The following is a 13,038-nucleotide window of genomic DNA, read 5'->3' on the forward strand; positions in this document are numbered from 1 at the left end:
GGGACACGTCAACATGAACAACTCGATAAAAAAAGGCCTGCTGGGCCTGACCCTGATCGCCATGGGCGTCGCGGCCGGCTGGGGCCTGGCCCAATGGCGCGCCGGCACCACACATTCCACCGATGCGACCAGCACGCACGCGGGCGCCGGCTCGACCACCGAGCGCAAGGTGCTGTATTGGTACGACCCCATGTCGCCGACGCAGAAATTCGACAAGCCCGGCAAATCGCCCTTCATGGATATGGATCTGGTGCCCAAGTACGCCGATGAGGACGGGCAGGACGGTTCCGGCCTCAGCGTATCGCCGCAGACGGTGCAGTCGCTGGGCCTGCGCACGGCCGAGGTCGTGCAGGGCAGCATCAGCGCCGATGTGGATGTGGTGGGTACCGTGCTGCTCAATGACCGCGAGGTCAGCATCGTGCAGGCGCGCGCCGCAGGCTTCGTCGAGCGCGTCTATGCGCGCGCACCGGGCGACGTGATCGCCGCGGGCGCGCCTTTGGCGGATCTGCTGCTGCCCGAATGGGTGGCGGCGCAGCGCGAATTCCTCGCGGTGCGCGCGCTCAAGGACGAGTCCTTGACCGAGGCGGCCCGGCAGCGCCTGCTGCTGCTGGGCATGCCCAGCAGCCTGGTGGCCCAGGTGGAGCGCAGCGGCGAACCGCGCGGGCTCTATACCGTGACCGTGCCCCAGGGCGGGCTGGTCGCCGAACTCATGGTGCGCCAGGGCATGACCGTGGCCGCCGGTGCCAGCCTGGCGCGCGTGAACGGACTGTCCACGGTCTGGGTCGAGGTGGCGGTGCCCGAGGCGCAAAGCGGCCCGCTGCAGCTGGGCCAGGCCGCCCAGGTGCGCCTGGCGGCCTTTCCCGGCGAGGAGCTGCGGGCGCGCATCGTCGCCATCCTGCCGGAGACCAACCGCGACACCCGCACGGTGCGCGTGCGCCTGGAACTGCCCAACCCGGGCCAGCGCCTGAAGGCGGGCATGTCGGGCCAGGTCACCCTCAAGGGCAACGAACAGAGCGCGCTGCTGGTGCCCAGCGAGGCCGTGATTCGTACCGGCCGGCGCGCGCTAGCCTATGTGGTCGATGGCCCGGGCAAGTTCCACCCCGTTGAGGTGCAGCTGGGTGCCGAGATCGGCGACCAGTTGGTCATCAAGAGCGGCCTGGCCGCGGGGCAGCAGGTGGTGGCGTCGGCACAGTTCCTGATCGACTCGGAGGCCAGCCTGCGCGGCTTGCTTCCCGCCCAGGCCGGTGCTTCCACCGCGGCGCAGGGGCACGGCGAACATGGCGCCTCCGCGCCATCGGCCGCCGCGGCCAACGCCTTCACGGTGCGCGGTGTGATCGATGAGGTTTCACCGACCGAGCTGACGCTGGCCCACGACCCCGTGCCGGCCCTCAAGTGGCCCGCCATGACCATGGGCTTCAAGCTGGCCGATCCCAAACTGGCTGCGGGACTCGCACCCAAGCAGGCCGTGCGCTTCACCTTCGCCAAGCAGGGCGAGGACTATGTGATCACCGCCATCGAAAGGGTCAAGCCATGATCGCGAAACTGATCCGGTGGTCGGTCGCCAACCGGTTTCTGGTGCTGCTGGCTACTGTCATGCTGACGGCATGGGGTGTGTGGGCCGTGCGCAGCACGCCCGTGGATGCGCTGCCGGACCTGTCGGACGTGCAGGTCATCATCCGCACGAGCTACCCCGGCCAGGCGCCGCAGATCGTCGAGAACCAGGTCACCTACCCGCTGGCCACCACCATGCTGTCGGTGCCGGGCGCCAAGACGGTGCGCGGCTTCTCGTTCTTTGGCGATTCGTTCGTCTACGTGCTGTTCGAGGACGGCACCGATCTCTACTGGGCGCGCTCGCGGGTGCTTGAGTATCTCAACCAGGTCCAGGGGCGCTTGCCTGCCACGGCCAAGCCGGCGCTTGGACCTGATGCCACCGGGGTCGGCTGGATATTCCAGTACGCGCTGGTGGATCGCACCGGCAAGACCGATCTTGCACAGCTGCGCGCGCTGCAGGACTGGTTCCTCAAATTCGAGCTCAAGAGCCTGCCCAACGTAGCCGAGGTGGCCTCCGTTGGTGGCATGGTCAAGCAGTACCAGGTGGTGCTCGACCCGGTCAAGCTGGCCTCTCTTGGCATCAGCCAGAGCCAGGTGCGCGACGCGCTGGTGAACGCCAACCAGGAAACGGGCGGATCGGTGCTGGAGCTGTCGGGGGCGGAATACATGGTCCGCGCCAATGGCTACCTGCAAAGCCTGGACGACTTCCGCGCGGTTCCGCTGGCGGCGCGTAGCGGGGTCCCAGTGCGCCTGGGCGACGTGGCGACGCTCCAAATCGGGCCGGAAATGCGGCGCGGCATCGCTGAACTGGACGGGGAGGGCGAGGTCGCCGGCGGCGTCGTGATCCTGCGCTCGGGCAAGAACGCCCAGGAGACCATCGCCGCCGTCAAGGCCAGGCTGGAACAGTTGAAGGGGAGCCTGCCGCCGGGTGTCGAGATCGTCACGACCTACGACCGCAGCGCGCTGATCGAGCGCGCCATCCACAATCTCACGCTCAAGCTGGGCGAGGAGTTCCTGGTGGTGGCGCTGGTCTGCGCGATCTTCCTGTGGCACCTGCGCTCGGCGCTGGTGGCCATTATCTCCCTGCCGCTGGGCGTGATGACCGCCTTTCTCGTGATGCGCTACCAGGGCATCAACGCCAACATCATGTCGCTGGGGGGTATCGCGATCGCGGTGGGCGCCATGGTCGACGCGGCCGTGGTGATGATCGAGAACGCGCACAAGAAGCTGGAGGTCTGGCAGCACGAGCACCCCGGAGAGTCCTTGCAGGGCGAGGAGCGCTGGCGCGTGATCACGCTGGCCGCGCAGGAAGTCGGCCCGGCGCTGTTCTTCTCGCTGCTGATCATCACCCTGTCGTTCATCCCGGTGTTCACCCTCGAAGCGCAGGAGGGCCGCCTGTTCGGGCCGCTGGCCTTCACCAAGACCTACGCTATGGCGGCGGCGGCTGGGTTGTCGGTGACGCTGATTCCCGTGCTCATGGGCTACTGGATTCGCGGGCGCATCCCCGATGAACAGAAGAATCCGATTACGCGCATGCTGATTGCGGTGTACCGGCCGAGCCTGGAGTGGGTACTGCACCGGCCCAAGGCGACGCTGCTGATCGCGGTGCTGGCATTGGCGACCACCGCCTGGCCGCTGGCGCGGCTCGGTGGGGAGTTCCTGCCCCGGTTGGATGAGGGCGATCTGCTCTACATGCCCTCGGCCCTGCCGGGACTGTCCGCCCAGCGTGCCGCCGAGCTGCTGCAGATCAGCAACCGCATGATCAAGACCGTGCCCGAGGTCGAGCGCGTGTTCGGCAAGGCCGGGCGCGCGGAAACCGCGACCGATCCTGCGCCGCTGGAGATGTTCGAGACGACGGTGAAGCTCAAGCCCAGGGAGCAGTGGCGCGCAGGCATGACGCCCGAGCGGCTGGTCGAGGAGCTGGACAAGGCGGTCAAGATCCCCGGCCTGGCCAATATCTGGATTCCACCCATCCGCAACCGCATCGACATGCTGGCCACCGGCATCAAGAGCCCGATCGGGGTCAAGGTCACCGGCAACGACCTGCGCGTGATCGACCAGATCGCACTGCAGATCGAGCATGTCGCCAAGAGCATCCCGGGCGTCAGTTCGGCACTGGCGGAGCGCCTGACCGGCGGCCGCTACGTGGATGTGCGCATCGACCGCACGGCCGCGGGCCGCTACGGGCTCAACGTGGCGGATATCCAGTCCGTCGTGGCCGGCGCGGTGGGCGGCGAGAACGTCTCGGAAACCGTCGAGGGCCTGGCACGGTTCCCGATCAGCGTGCGTTACCCGCGCGAGTGGCGGGACTCGCCCGAAAGGCTGGTGCAACTGCCGATCTGGACACCCAATGGCCAGCAGATCACGCTGGGCACCGTGGCCAGCGTGGCCATCACCGACGGGCCGCCCATGCTCAAGAGCGAGAACGCGCGCCCGTCAGGCTGGGTGTATGTCGATGTGCGCGGCCGCGATCTGGCCTCGGTGGCCAATGATCTGCGTGCCGCAGTGGGTCGTGAGGTCAAACTGGAGCCGGGCGTCAGCATCGCCTACTCGGGGCAGTTCGAGTACATGGAGCGCGCCGATGCGCGCCTGAAGGTGGTGGTGCCGGCCACGCTGCTGATCATCTTCGTGCTGCTGTACCTGACCTTCTCGCGCCTGGACGAGGCCGTCCTGATCATGGCCACGCTGCCGTTTGCGCTGACCGGGGGAATCTGGTTCCTGTACTTGCTGGGGTACAACCTGTCGATTGCCACCGGCGTGGGTTTCATTGCCTTGGCGGGGGTCGCGGCAGAGTTCGGGGTGGTCATGCTCATCTACCTCAAACACGCCCTGGACGAGCGCTGCCCTGACGGCCGAAGGCCGACGCAGAAAGAGCTGCTGGATGCCATCCGCGAAGGGGCCGTGCTGCGTGTGCGCCCCAAGGCGATGACCGTGGCCGTCATCCTGGCCGGCCTGGTGCCCATCGTCTGGGGCAGCGGCACAGGGTCAGAGGTCATGAGCCGCATCGCGGCCCCGATGCTCGGCGGCATGATCACCGCGCCGCTGCTGTCGCTGTTCGTGATCCCTGCGGCCTATGTGTTGATGCGCAAGCCGCGTTAGTTTGAGAGATCGGCGGGGTTTGGGGTAGCTGCCGAGCCCGTAGACAAACCCCGCCTATCCTTCTGGGCGAGCGCCATTCCCGACCGATGGCGTGCTCTTTGGTCTGAACGAGCGTGGGACTAAAAACAACCCCAGTACCGATATTGCATTGGCATCTGGCTGCTCAGTGCAAGCTCAGACTTTAGGGGGCCAACCATCCAAGCTTGTGCAAGCTGGAAGTCTGGTCGTGGCGTTTATCGTCCTCCGTGTGCACATAGATGCTGGTGGTAGCAATGTTCGCGTGACCCAGGTTGTCGCGGACCGCCTTGAGATCCATGTTGTCGCTTTGATGAGTGCCGGCCGTATGGCGCAGCCAGTGCGCCGAAGCCTGCTCTACATGGGCAGCTGCGACCTCATGCTCCGGCCCTCGGGCACGCAAACGTGCTGCAGCCTCCCGAAAAACATCCTTCAGAAGGCTCGGAAAGGACTGAGCGTAAGGTGGCGAGTATTTTTTGGGGGCATCGCGACACCACGAACCCGTAGCAAGGAAGCAATTAATAAAATACGGGTTTACCCTTGATTCACACCGCGACGATCTGCACGAAAACTCAGATCACCCCGAACATTGCAACCACCAGCATCTATGTGCATACGGAGGACGATAAACGCCACGACCAGACCTCCAGGAGTCATCGCCTTGGGTGGTCTGCCTCCTGAAACCGCAGACCGTGGCTGACGCCCAAGGCCTAGATTTCCTTCTGGGGTTTGCGGCGGACACTGAGATGGAGTGCCACCAGCTCCTAGGCTCGTGCACAGTCTCTGCCCTGCACCTTGCTGCGACCGCTCAGAAATCCCAGACGTAGCTCTCGCGATCCCTTGTGAACATCACCGAGCTGCGGGTGGCCTTGCACACCCACCGCTGAATGGTGCAGTCCAGGGACTGCTTGGGCTCGTATAGGCAATTCACGTCGAACGCGACGGCGCAGCGCTCGCCCGGGGCTCGCACCGACTCGTAGCTCAGCCACTGCACCTCTCGGCGTTGAGCCTCTGCGGCCACGGCCTGGGTTTCACCGTAATTGCTGCCATGCGTCCACCCCGAACGAGCCTGCACCCACGGCTGCCCCATCAAGTCGATGGATTCCCCCTCCAGAACCCCTTGAAAAATGCTGTGCTCCGTCAGCAGCACCTGCTCCAGCAGCCCTGCGCTGTCGAGAATGAACCGGTGCCGCCAGTAGGCGACTTCGGCGCAGGCCCCATACACGCTCTGTGCCCCGTACCATTGACCCTTGGCGTTCGCAGGACGGAAGCGGCTTTGGTGCGCTGGGCTGTACCGGAACGGCGTTGACAAGAGGTAGTGCTTAGGCTGTGCGCTTTCAGGCAGTGCGGGCTTGCTGCCCTCAAGCATCTGTTCCAGCAGATCCTGCTCTTCCACGGTGTCCACCAGCCGCAGGGTAGACACCACATGCTGCGCTTCGACACCGCGCCATGCGGCCATGGTGCGGATTGCGATGGAGCCTGCCGCGTCGAACCAGCTCGTATCCCATGTCGTCACGTAGGCGCCCGCATCCCATCCAGGTAATTCAAGGTGGCCACCAGGCCATCGGCCCGCTCTACCAGTTTGCGGGGCTGGCCGCCTAATGCTTTGTTGTGGCTGGCCATCCACGCTCGCCGCTTGGTGTCATCGGTACCGACCAGCGCATCCACCGAGCGGTAGACGCGCACAAGCAGTAGCGCCAGCTCTCCTTCCTTCGATACCGGATTGATGGGCTTCTCGCCCTTCAACACGCGCGAGACCGTGGCCTCGCTCACGCCGAGCACGCGCGAGAGCGCAGCGCCGGAGAGTCCCAGAAGTTCGCTTGCGCGAGCTGTTGCCTTGGCGAGAACCTCGCCAGGATCGGCCTTCATCGCGACTCGGGGTTGCATGGCATTTCCTTGCTAATTACTTTCTATGGAAATTTTATCAACAAAAAATAGAAAAACAAGACGCCAGGTATGTGGCACTCACGATGGCCTGCCCAGTCGCCCGTCAGCGGTTAATCGAGCCATTCAGGCGGCAGCGGCCCGACGTTGACGATGAGCAGCGTCATAGCATCTTTCAGCCGGTTCATGTCGTACCGGCCGGAGTGGGACAGGCGCTGCCAGTCCTTGAGGAAGTCCTTGGTGTAGTCCGAAGCGCGAGGCAGGTTTGCCCGCTTACTTGCGGCTGGCTGCTTCGAGGTCATTCAGCAGGGCGTCAGCGATTGCGAAGCGAGCGCGACGGCTTTTGATGACTCAGCGATGGCGACACGGCTGGTGGCGTTCGGTGCCTTGAGGGCGAACGGCAGTTCCTTGTCGGCGACGACACGGGTCAGGAACACACGGATCGCATCGGAGGCGGTCAGGCCCATCGAGGCCAGCGTTTCCGCAGTCTGCGCCTTGACGTTCTCGTCCACGCGGACGTGAACCATGGTGGTGGTAGCAGCCATGATGGCCTCCTATTGCGACTGATTGAGATACTTTGTATCGCACGTCGTGCGCGGCCGGGAAGTAGCCGCAGGTTCGCTTTTCGCGCTGCTGCGTGATCAGACAGTGGGTGCAGGTGCCAAAAACCCCGGCATCGGATTTATACTGTACAAAAATACAGCATTGAGGCCAGCATGCACTCAGACCCACTTCAATCACCGCAGCCACTGAGCGAGTTGGGATGCTTTGTCACCGCCGGCGATGCTTGCGTGCGTGCCGGTTTTCCGTCGCCGGCCGCGGATCTCGCAGCCCAGCGCATCGATCTCAACGCGGAGCTGATCAAGCATCCACAGGCGACATTTCTGATGCGTGTCTCGGGTCTGTCAATGAAGGATGAGGGCATCGATGACGGCGATCTGATCATGATCGACCGGGCGATCAAGCCCGTGCACCGGCACATTGTGGTCGCTGTACTCGACAACGATTTCACAGTGAAGCGGCTGCACAGCGTGGCGGGTTCGGTGAGGCTGCGCGCCGGCAACACGACATACCCAGACATCGTTCCCAAAGAGGGCCAGATGTTGACGATCTGGGGTGTCGTCACTGCCTGCATCAAGCGCTTCAAGGTATGAGGTTGGAACATGTTTGCGCTGGTTGATGGCAACAATTTCTACGTCAGCTGCGAGCGCGCTTTCAGGCCGTCACTGGAAGGCCTGCCGGTAGTTGTGCTCTCCAACAACGATGGGTGCGCAATCGCGCGCTCCAACGAGGCCAAGGCGCTGGGCATCAAGATGGGGCAGCCATGGTTTGAAATCCAACACATGCAACACCAGCACGGCCTGGTCGCTTTGTCTGCCAACTTCGCGCTATACGGTGACATTAGCGACAGGATGATGAGCTTGGCGGCCGGCTTGGGGCCAACACAAGAGATCTACTCCATCGACGAGTCATACATTGGCGGGCTAGATGGTATCCGTGACCTGACCCAGCGTGCGGGCGCTGTGCGCGAGCGGATCTTGCAGTGGGTGGGCATCCCTTGCTGCATCGGCATAGCCGAAACGAAGACCTTGGCCAAGCTGGCCAACCATATCGCCAAGGATGCAGAGCGCAAACCCGGCAGCTATCCTGCAGACTTGGCCAGGATTTGCAACCTGACTGAACAGCCCGGCGAGCGGCGCCGGAAACTGCTGCAGGCGACTGCAGTTGCCGATGTGTGGGGCGTGGGGCGGCGCATTGCCGCGCAGCTGGCCGAAGGGGGAATTCTTACTGCCTGGGAGCTGACCCAGCTCGATGCCGGCACTGTGCGCCGGCGGTGGAGCGTTGTGCTGGAGCGTACGGTGCGCGAGCTGCAGGGGCAAAGCTGCATCGCGCTGGAAGCGGCGCCGGCGCCCAAGCAAACGATCGCATGCACCAGGTCGTTCGGACGCACGGTGCGTGAGTTGCCACCACTGCTCGAAGCAGTGAGCGAGTTTGCAACGCGGGCGGCCGAAAAGCTGCGAATGCAAGATGGCAGAGCGGGCCAGTTGCAGGTCTTCATCCACACGTCGCCGCACAGGCCTGGTCCACGCTTCTACCGCTCGACCATCTTGCCGCTGCAGCCCACAGCCGACACCCGTCGACTCGTGGCGGCCGCAACTGCCGGCCTGCGGGCCATCTATGAGCCCGGCCATGACCTGGTCAAAGCCGGCGTCATGCTTCTTGACATCACCGGGCCAGAGTTGGGCCAGGCTGCATTACCACTCGACGAGCCTGCAAACCGCGATCACAGACGGCTGATGAGCGCGATGGATGCCATCAATGAGCGTTTCGGAAAGGGCACCGTTCACGTGGCCAGCACCGGACAAACCAAGTCCGCCAAGACGTGGGGCATGCGCCAGGAGCGGCGCACGCCGCGCTACACGACGGAGATTTCTGAGGTGCCACTGGCTCGTGCATGAGATCGAGTCTGAAGGAGCCGGGGCGAGAAGGCCCCGTGCCAGTCAGCATAGTGGGAAGGGCGGAGCGCACGGACTTTACAAGTCTGTGAGCAGACGTTACGATCTGTCAACCGAAACGCAAAGGATCGGTGTAGGCGGCTAGGGAACGATCAACCTAGCGCATGGAGCATCTGGTTCCGTGTGGCAGTCGGTTTGGGCCAAGAGGCCGCACCTGTCTGCCATGGTCTGTCGCTCTAGACCTCAAGAGGTACCCGATGCTCGATTTCATGGTTCGCTTCGTACTCGCCACTCTAAAGCTCGTTTTGAAGATCACGTTCATCGTTGGTGGGCTGGTTTTCTCTTCCTTTGGCAATGCATTTCTCGCCATGTTGGAAAGCAATGAGGAAGAAGAAGGCGCTGCAGAGGGTTATAAAATGAAGGGTTTTGTGAATGATGAGCAAAGTGCTATGAGAGAATTTACCCGAGGAAATATCAGCGAAGGGCAAATGGTGAATTTTTTTGGAATTGGTGAGAAAGAGTAATTTCTCACCAACTTTAATTATTTTCTCATCCGTTTTGCGGATAAGTTTGCACCTTTTAGGCCTCCAGATTTTGTTGAATTAGCAACTCCAGTTGCAAGAGAGTTGGAGCCATCCGCAAATTCCAGTCCAACGCTCATCCGGTAGCCAATCCAGCCCATCATTGATGTCCAAATCAATGGTAAGCCAATGAATAGCAGCATCAATAGCACGTTCAAGATCATCCGTTTGTAGAGTTGAGGCTGGCCGGCACTCGCCACTTGTGTGATTTCTTGCATCAACGCACTGCCGTTGAAGCCTGGGTACATCGAATCAATGAGATGCGCATCGACCCAGCGCGCCACGTACCACATCACGGCCCAGAACTTCACTGTAAATATGGCCAGTCCGCCGTAGAGCATCATCTTCAGGTCGTAGCCACTCAAGAAAACGATCAGTGGCAAGAACATGTAGATCGCCATCAGCACCAGCGCTTGTGCCATCGGCAGGGCGTTGAGTAACGGGATCATCGCAAGTGAAGCATCCAGGGCCTTGTTTGCAACACCAAACGTGCTCGCTGCGCCTGTCACAGAGCGCCATATATTCGTCCCTGTACCATATTCATCACCCATGATCCGATCTGGCGAGATAAACGTCGGATTGGCTTTTTCAAACCCCAGTCGCGCAATGCTGTCCTTCGCCTCATCCGCGTTCTTGAACGTCAAGGTGTTTTGCACGGATTGAGTCAGTTTTCTCCAGGTGCTGGTGTTGTTGGTCAGCTTGTCACGAATACCGGCTTCACTGTCCTCCCACCACTGCTTGCAGGTAGGGCGTCCCCAGTCCGGGTTCACATAGCCATGGTGCGGGTCGCCCTCAGGCGCCGGGGTCTGGATGTAGTCCACGTCGCGCGAGAAGTCGATGGCCCAGCCCGGCACTGGGTTGTAGGAACGCATTTCGTCATAGAACCCAGACTCCATGCGGAACAGCTGGCTGCCCACCCAGTCCACATCCGTGGGGCCGTATGTATTGCCTTCGGCAATGATGGTTTTACCGCTGGCAGACAGCTTGCTGCGATCCATGGCCAGGTACTGGCTGCGCGCCGGGATGAAGCATTCGCTGTAGAAGCGCTGCAGCTCATACAGCAGCCCAGGGTCTTCGATGGTAGCCATCCGCGCCATGTCCTCAATCATGCGCAGGTCGCGGCTGCTGTTGGCAAGGCCGGCGCGGAATGCACCGTTGATGCCCGAGGAGATGCCCATGACCGTGTACCACCAGGCGGGCACGTAGGAGAGGTTGCCAGCCTTGCTGAACGAGCCACTGACCGCATCGGCCATCGCCTGGTCGTAGCCAGAGCCGGTGCCCCCCTTCAAGGACGCGACCTGGGGCTCCTTGCCGTCGAAGCTGCGCGACGGCACGTAGCTCATGTTCAGGTTGTGCAGGGACGTGAACGGCGTTGTGGCAAAGCACGTGGCCATCACGAACATCATCGTGATGAGCCGCGTCTCGATCGATTCGAGCAGAGAGCGCACGCCGTCGAAGCCCATGCCCTGGTCCTTGGCTTCGTGCCAAGTCTTGAAAACGACCAGGCCAAAGGGCAGCACGGCCAGGCCGGTGCCCACGAGGATCTCGCCGATCAGGTTGGCGAAGGCCCAACCGTAGAGGGTCGTGAAGATTTCGAGATAGCTGTCGAGTTGCATGCCGACCTCGTTTAGTTGAGCCAGGCCAGCGCTGTGGCAAGGAGCCTGCGCGGGCCAATGGGGATGAGAATCAGGTACAGGGCCAGCCAGCCAGCGACCTTGTGGCGCATGGCCAGCACAGCGCGGTACTCTTTCTTGTTGACCAGGCCGCGCCTGCGGCCCCAGGCGACGATGCGCCGCCAGCGCCAAACGATCCATGCGACCGCGGCCACCTGAGCCAGCGCCCCAAAGCGGCTGATGCCTCGCAGCAAGGTCTCCAGCTGCTGGAACTGATCGGGCTGCAGGGTCTGCATAGCCACAAACAGCAGGACGCCAATGCAGAGGATCAGCGCGGTATACAGCAACCAGGGCATCACACCTTTGAGCCACCATCGACGTGTGACAGGCCCAGGCGCGACCGCTTCAGGGCTGCTGGTGGCCTGCAGGTCATCATGCATAGGCGCGTTCATTTCTGCACTCCCACACGGCCATCCTCCAGCGGGGCAGGATCTGCACGCAATCCACCCGACGCGGCATTGGCACGGGCGCCGGCATCGAGCTGGTTATTCATGATGGCCAGGGCCGTGTCGCCGGTCATCTCCTTGCGGATGCGGAACTCGAACATCATGTCGTTGATGTACTGGGTCAGCCGGTCGATCTTGGTTTGCACCTCCGTGCCTACCTGGCCGGCGGCCGTAGCCTGGGGCAGGCTCAGGCCTGAGATCAGCGCGTTGCGCGCGACCAGCGCCTTGTCGATCACCTTGTGCATGGCGATCTCCTGGGACAGGCGGTTGACGGCCACGGACTGCACATCGGCAGGCAGCTTGCGCATGGCATCCATGAGCTGGGGGCTCACGGCCATGCCGGGGGCGCTGACCTTGGCCAGCTCGCCGTTGTTGGGCAACTTGCTTGCGGCCAGCGTGCGCATGGTCGGCAGCACGCTGTCGAGCTCCTGCTCGTACTTGGGCGCCAGGCCCGTGGCGGTGGCCGTCGTTGTGGGATTGGGGCAGCTGGAGTCCTGGGTGCACAGGTAGATGCGCTGGTCGCCCAGCACCTCGGTGGACCAGCGCGCCAGATCCTCGGGCGTCTTGAAGGCCTGCACCAGGCGCGTGGATGCCATCGACGAGCTGCCGTAGTTGGCTGTAGCCAGCGAGTTCGCAGCCTTGTTGATCGTCACGTTGTAGCCGGCCACGGCCAGGTCACGTACGGGCTGGATTGGTGCGGAGCCGGCGCCTGCGCCACCGGCCTTGGCGCCGAACACCCAGTCCAGGCCGTTGCGCTGGGCCTCCTCGTTCTTGTTGATGTCCACCTTGGCCTGCACCACGTCGCCGGCGGCCGAGGCCTTGATCTTCCAGGCATCGCCCTTGGCCAGGGCGATGTAGTCCTCGTAGGGGTCTTTACCAGACTTGATCGTGGCCTCCATCTCTTCGCAGGATTTGAGCGATGAGGCCACCATCAGGTCGGCCTTCTGGCTGAAGTTCTGGAAGAGCTGGTACAGGCCCGGTTGGGCACGCTGCAGGAAGTACAGAGGCAGGGCTGCGATGCCTGCCTGCACGGCGCCCGTGACCGTGGCGCCCAGGTTCTGGATACTGTTCATCAACGTGGACCAGCTGAGGCCGATGTCAAACTTGCCACACGAGTAGTTGGCCCGCACGCCGGCACTGAGCTGGGTGGACAAGGTGCCGCGATTGGGCGCCGTGCCCGTGGGCGAGCCGCCGCCCATGCGGTAGTAGAGGCTGGACGATGAGACGGGCTGGGCCTGGGCCGGCGCGGTGAGGACGGTCAGCGCACAGGCAAGTGCAATCGAAAAGATGGCCTGCAGCGCCTTGATCTGGCTGCGCGAGTTAGCAGTCATTT

Annotated in this window: 11 protein-coding genes and 2 pseudogenes; 5 read left to right on the top strand and 8 right to left on the bottom strand. The window is 62.9% G+C overall.

Annotation, left to right across the window (positions count from 1 at the left end; all coding sequences use genetic code 11):
* Positions 1–13: 13 nt before the first annotated feature.
* Positions 14–1,534, top strand: a complete 1,521-nt coding sequence (locus P7644_RS11040; protein ID WP_404299087.1) for an efflux RND transporter periplasmic adaptor subunit — start codon at positions 14–16, stop codon at positions 1,532–1,534.
* Positions 1,531–4,650 (top strand): efflux RND transporter permease subunit, encoded by a 3,120-nt coding sequence (locus P7644_RS11045; protein ID WP_404299089.1) that lies wholly within the window; start codon positions 1,531–1,533, stop codon positions 4,648–4,650. The genes P7644_RS11040 and P7644_RS11045 overlap by 4 nt, the downstream gene beginning before the upstream one ends.
* A gap of 181 nt (positions 4,651–4,831) precedes the next feature.
* Here P7644_RS11045 and P7644_RS11050 read toward each other — a convergent pair whose 3' ends face one another.
* The 5 genes and pseudogenes from P7644_RS11050 to P7644_RS11070 form a co-directional block, all read right to left on the bottom strand.
* Positions 4,832–5,068: a tyrosine-type recombinase/integrase gene (locus P7644_RS11050; RefSeq protein ID WP_404299091.1), complete on the bottom strand. Its 237-nt coding sequence runs from the start codon at positions 5,066–5,068 to the stop codon at positions 4,832–4,834.
* A gap of 405 nt (positions 5,069–5,473) precedes the next feature.
* Positions 5,474–6,124 carry an RES family NAD+ phosphorylase gene (locus P7644_RS11055; RefSeq protein WP_404299093.1) on the bottom strand — a complete coding sequence of 217 codons (651 nt, stop codon included), beginning with the start codon at positions 6,122–6,124 and terminating at the stop codon, positions 5,474–5,476.
* Positions 6,125–6,177: 53 nt separating this feature from the next.
* Positions 6,178–6,552 (bottom strand): antitoxin Xre-like helix-turn-helix domain-containing protein, encoded by a 375-nt coding sequence (locus tag P7644_RS11060; protein WP_404299096.1) that lies wholly within the window; start codon positions 6,550–6,552, stop codon positions 6,178–6,180.
* Between the two features lie 113 nt (positions 6,553–6,665).
* A pseudogene (locus P7644_RS11065) lies at positions 6,666–6,851 on the bottom strand (type II toxin-antitoxin system mRNA interferase toxin, RelE/StbE family); the annotation flags it as partial.
* Positions 6,823–7,094, bottom strand: a pseudogene (locus P7644_RS11070) (type II toxin-antitoxin system RelB/DinJ family antitoxin). The pseudogenes P7644_RS11065 and P7644_RS11070, both read right to left, overlap by 29 nt.
* Positions 7,095–7,265: 171 nt before the next feature.
* Here P7644_RS11070 and P7644_RS11075 point away from each other — a divergent pair.
* The 3 genes from P7644_RS11075 to P7644_RS11085 all read left to right on the top strand — a co-directional run bounded on the left by P7644_RS11075 (position 7,266) and on the right by P7644_RS11085 (position 9,529).
* Positions 7,266–7,703, top strand: coding sequence for a LexA family protein (locus tag P7644_RS11075; protein ID WP_404299098.1), 438 nt, complete (start codon positions 7,266–7,268; stop codon positions 7,701–7,703).
* Between the two features lie 9 nt (positions 7,704–7,712).
* Positions 7,713–9,008 carry a Y-family DNA polymerase gene (locus P7644_RS11080; protein ID WP_404299100.1) on the top strand — a complete coding sequence of 432 codons (1,296 nt, stop codon included), beginning with the start codon at positions 7,713–7,715 and terminating at the stop codon, positions 9,006–9,008.
* Between the two features lie 254 nt (positions 9,009–9,262).
* Positions 9,263–9,529 (top strand): hypothetical protein, encoded by a 267-nt coding sequence (locus P7644_RS11085; protein WP_404299103.1) that lies wholly within the window; start codon positions 9,263–9,265, stop codon positions 9,527–9,529.
* 17 nt (positions 9,530–9,546) lie between these two features.
* Here the strand turns inward: P7644_RS11085 and P7644_RS11090 are convergent, their stop codons facing one another.
* The 3 genes from P7644_RS11090 to P7644_RS11100 form a co-directional block, all read right to left on the bottom strand.
* Entirely contained in the window at positions 9,547–11,202 is a 1,656-nt protein-coding gene (locus P7644_RS11090) for a conjugal transfer protein TraG N-terminal domain-containing protein (RefSeq protein WP_404299105.1), read from the bottom strand.
* A gap of 11 nt (positions 11,203–11,213) precedes the next feature.
* Positions 11,214–11,555, bottom strand: coding sequence for a hypothetical protein (locus tag P7644_RS11095; RefSeq protein ID WP_404299107.1), 342 nt, complete (start codon positions 11,553–11,555; stop codon positions 11,214–11,216).
* A 92-nt stretch (positions 11,556–11,647) separates the two neighbouring features.
* Positions 11,648–13,036: an integrating conjugative element protein gene (locus P7644_RS11100; protein WP_404299109.1), complete on the bottom strand. Its 1,389-nt coding sequence runs from the start codon at positions 13,034–13,036 to the stop codon at positions 11,648–11,650.
* Positions 13,037–13,038 lie beyond the last annotated feature (2 nt).

It is taken from the genome of Alicycliphilus denitrificans (assembly GCF_044792555.1).
GTDB classification, from domain to species: domain Bacteria; phylum Pseudomonadota; class Gammaproteobacteria; order Burkholderiales; family Burkholderiaceae_C; genus Alicycliphilus; species Alicycliphilus denitrificans_A.